Source organism: Sulfuricurvum sp. (assembly GCF_023250475.1).
In the GTDB taxonomy this organism is placed as follows: domain Bacteria; phylum Campylobacterota; class Campylobacteria; order Campylobacterales; family Sulfurimonadaceae; genus Sulfuricurvum.
Map to the genome: position 1 here is coordinate 1 of NZ_JAHFAQ010000165.1, position 3,709 is coordinate 3,709.

The window sequence follows — 3,709 nt, forward strand, 5'->3', positions numbered from 1 at the left end:
CTCCTCGAAGCCGATGCAACCGATCCGATCACAATCTCTATCGCCCTCTCCTCCATCGAGGGGATCGCTGAACAGGTTGTTAAAAAAGACTTAGCCGGGAGCCTCTCGGGACTCTGGTCTCAAAAGAAGCCGTTTGATGTACGGGTACACCGCCTCTATAATCCCAACGGAATCAATCAGTACAACGTCATCCCCGGCCTTATGGGGACAGTCATGACGATGACGCTGACCATGATGACGGCACTTGCCATTACCCGCGAGCGGGAACACGGAACCATGGAGAATCTCCTTGCCACCCCCGCCCGCCCATTGGAGATTATGACAGGCAAAATCATCCCCTATGTCTTTATCGGGCTGATCCAGGCTTCGCTGATTCTTTTTGCTTCCCATTTTGTATTCGGTGTCCCTTTTAACGGCTCAATTACCTTAGCCTATGGAGTTGCCCTCCTTTTTATTGTGGTCAATCTCACCATCGGTATCACTATCTCCTCTTTGGCGCAGAATATGCTGCAGGCATTGCAACTCACAATATTCTATTTCCTCCCCAGCATTCTCCTCTCCGGATTTATGTTCCCTTTCTCAGGGATGCCCTCATGGGCTCAGCATATAGGTGAAATACTCCCCCTCACCTATTTTAATCGGCTTATCCGCGGTATTGTTCTCAAAGACAACGATCTCTCGATGCTGTGGCCCAATATTTGGCCGCTGATGCTGATCGGTCTTATTATGATGACGCTGGCGGTGAAGTTTTACAAAAAGACCCTCGATTAGCGGGTATAATTCATCTTTATTTTTAACAGAAACGATATACATGAGCAAACTTTTTTTACCCTTTTTCTTTTTTTTTCAACTTGTCACGTTTGCCGGAACCGACGTCATCTATGACATTCGCGGATATTCTCCCCTTTTGGATGCGAACCTAACCGGTTTTTTAGATAAATGGCGTATCAATACGATCACACCTGTCCAAACCGGACACTATAAAAACGTCATCGTCAACGGCGACCCTTCCCGCAAAAACATTGCCCTTACTTTCGATGATGCACCCGATGAAAACAACACCCGCAAACTCCTCGATATTCTCCACTCCCATCATGTCAAAGCCGCCTTTTTCATGATCGGCGGAACCATGAAGGATAGTAACGTCTCGGTAGTGCAGCGAACGAATGAGGAGGGGCACCTTGTCCTTAACCATACCTTCAACCATCCGCGCCTCAGCGACCTCAATGAGAGTGCAATCACTTACCAAATCGATCAAGCGGCAACCCGTATAGAGGCCATTACCGGACACTATCCCCTCCTTTATCGGCCACCCTACGGCTCGATTAATCCGCTCGTCGTCGATTGCGCAAACGCACAAGGGATGACAACGTTGCTGTGGTCCCTTGATTCGCTCGACTGGACACTTAAAGATCCCGATGCCGTCGTAGAGAATGTACTCTCCAACATCCGTAACGGCGATATCATACTGATGCACCGCAATCCGACCAGTGTGGCATCGCTTGAAAGAGTGATCGATAAACTGCGCGAAATGGGCTATACGTTTCTACGGCTTGATGAATTGCTGGGGATTAAAGCTTATCGGTAAAATCACGCTATAATTACATAATCATTTGCGTTTTCGGTCTACGCTTACGTTTTCTTCACCGACCGCTTATCCCCCCTCTTGAATGAGGCCTATGTACCCAAGGACTTTTTATGTCATCGACACCAATCAAACGCCAAAACCACCGTATCCATCCGTGTAACCGACCGCGCAAAAATGAACTCATCCATTTTTTAATTGAGCGCAATGCCGGAAAAAGCATTCTCGTTGTCACCTCCACCGATGCCGGAGAGCTTCCCACTATTTTTGCCGGAAAAAACATTACCGTTTTAAGTGATGCCGAACTGGCACAAACCCCTGATCTGCGATGCGAAGTTCTTATCAGCTATGATCTTCCGGATAAAGCAATTGTCTATATGTCACGATATGCGCGAGCCAGCGAATATGCTCTCATTACTCTCGATGAAGAGGATCAAAAACGGCTCTATCCGATCGAACTTCTCAACGGACGAACCATCACGCAAGAGGTGGTAAAAGGGTTCGAACCCGATTTCGGAATCGCCGTAGACAATCAGCAAAAAGCCGAAGCAAAGGCACGTCGCGACGAGCGGGAGGCCCGTGATGCGAGTGATCCGAGAAATCGTGACAAAAAGCCGATTCGCGACACCCATCCTGAGCGCGCTCGTGATGATGCACGCGGCGACAAACGCCCTCCACGCAATGAAGGGGATGGTTTTATGGCAAAAAAACAACACGGCAGCAAACCCCGCTTTGTCGGAAAAGATGAGAGCGGAAAGCCGATCTTTGAAGGCAAAACACGCGAACGTAACCACTACATCGACGGAACACCGCGCTCAGATGCGGAAAAAGCTACCAGAACCCCTTACAGCAGCAAACCGAAATTCTTCGGGGACAAAGAAAAAAGTTCTGATGAGAAAAAACCTTATGGTGATAAGAAACCTTATGGAGACAAAAAGCCTTACGGTGACAAACCTGCCTTCGGCGAGAAGAAACCTTACGGCGACAAACCTGCCTTCGGCGAGAAGAAACCTTACGGAGATAAAAAACCGTTCGGGGACAAGAAGCCTTACGGCGACAAACCTGCCTTCGGTGAGAAAAAACCTTACGGAGATAAAAAACCTTACGGAGATAAAAAGCCGTTCGGCGACAAGAAGCCTTACCAAGATCGGAAACCCTCAGAAGCACCTGCTGCTGCGAAACGTCCCCCTCGCCGTATTGATGTGAAATCATTCAAATCGCCTAAAGAGAGCGAATAATCTCTTCTAAATCGATGTCCTTAATGGACTATTAACACTACCTCCAATACAATACGACCACTACAATCCAATAGGAGAGAACAGTGGCAGGTATTTCTACTAAAGGGAGCTATGGCCTTGCCGCCATGTATGAGTTAGCGCTCCATTACGGTCAAGGGCATCTTCAAATCCGCGATATCGCCGAAAAAGCCAATATTCCCCAAAATTATCTGGAACAAATTCTCGCTACGTTGCGCAAAGAGGGGCTGATTCAAAGCATACGGGGGGCAGGCGGAGGCTATTTGCTCGCGAAAGCTCCGAATGCGATTGCAGTGTTTGAAATTTTAGTGGCGCTGGAAGGGGAGTTATGTAACCCTACGGATGAGCGGTTACAACCGATTTTACATCTCTACTGGAATCGGATTCGAGAGGATATGAAAAGTGTTTTTCATGAAACACTCCAAGATCTCGTCGATCAGGGCAATGCCCTCGATCAACAATCGATGTACTTTATTTAACGTCCACTTGCTGCAGTTGATACTGCGGCAGCTTTCCATGGAGGTTAACAACATCTCCAAAGACAATGACCGCAGGACCTTCCAATGTTTTTGCCGCTTTTGTTAAATCGGCCAACGTTGTCACAACACTCTGCTGCTCCGGACGGGAAGCATTTGCGATGATTGCTACCGGAAGATTTTTGGATACCCCTGCCGCCAACGCGGCTTTACGAATGGTATTTGCCAAACTGAGCCCCATCAACACAACCGTAGTATGATTCTTCAGTTTAAGCAACGGTAGCCAGTCGGTGTTGAATTTTCCCTCTTTCAGATGCGCCGATACGACGGAAAAACTTGCCGCATACCCTCGTGCGGTCGGAGGGATTCCCGCACAAGCAGGTCCGCTGACA

General features: G+C 48.3%; 5 protein-coding genes. 4 read left to right on the forward strand and 1 reads right to left on the reverse strand.

What is annotated here, in order from left to right:
* From Q0C19_RS11425 to Q0C19_RS11440, 4 genes are all read left to right on the forward strand, one after another.
* Window positions 1-771: ABC transporter permease (locus Q0C19_RS11425; protein WP_295056120.1), on the forward strand; the 771-nt coding region annotated here is incomplete at its 5' end.
* 40 nt (window positions 772-811) lie between these two features.
* Entirely contained in the window at window positions 812-1,588 is a 777-nt protein-coding gene (locus Q0C19_RS11430) for a polysaccharide deacetylase family protein (RefSeq protein ID WP_295056123.1), read from the forward strand.
* 110 nt (window positions 1,589-1,698) lie between these two features.
* Window positions 1,699-2,823 carry a hypothetical protein gene (locus tag Q0C19_RS11435; RefSeq protein WP_295056126.1) on the forward strand — a complete coding sequence of 375 codons (1,125 nt, stop codon included), beginning with the start codon at window positions 1,699-1,701 and terminating at the stop codon, window positions 2,821-2,823.
* Window positions 2,824-2,906: 83 nt separating this feature from the next.
* Window positions 2,907-3,320: an Rrf2 family transcriptional regulator gene (locus Q0C19_RS11440; RefSeq protein ID WP_295056128.1), complete on the forward strand. Its 414-nt coding sequence runs from the start codon at window positions 2,907-2,909 to the stop codon at window positions 3,318-3,320.
* Here Q0C19_RS11440 and Q0C19_RS11445 read toward each other — a convergent pair.
* The coding region (locus Q0C19_RS11445) for an SAM-dependent methyltransferase (protein ID WP_295056131.1) at window positions 3,313-3,709 on the reverse strand (397 nt) is incomplete at its 5' end. The genes Q0C19_RS11440 and Q0C19_RS11445 overlap by 8 nt on opposite strands.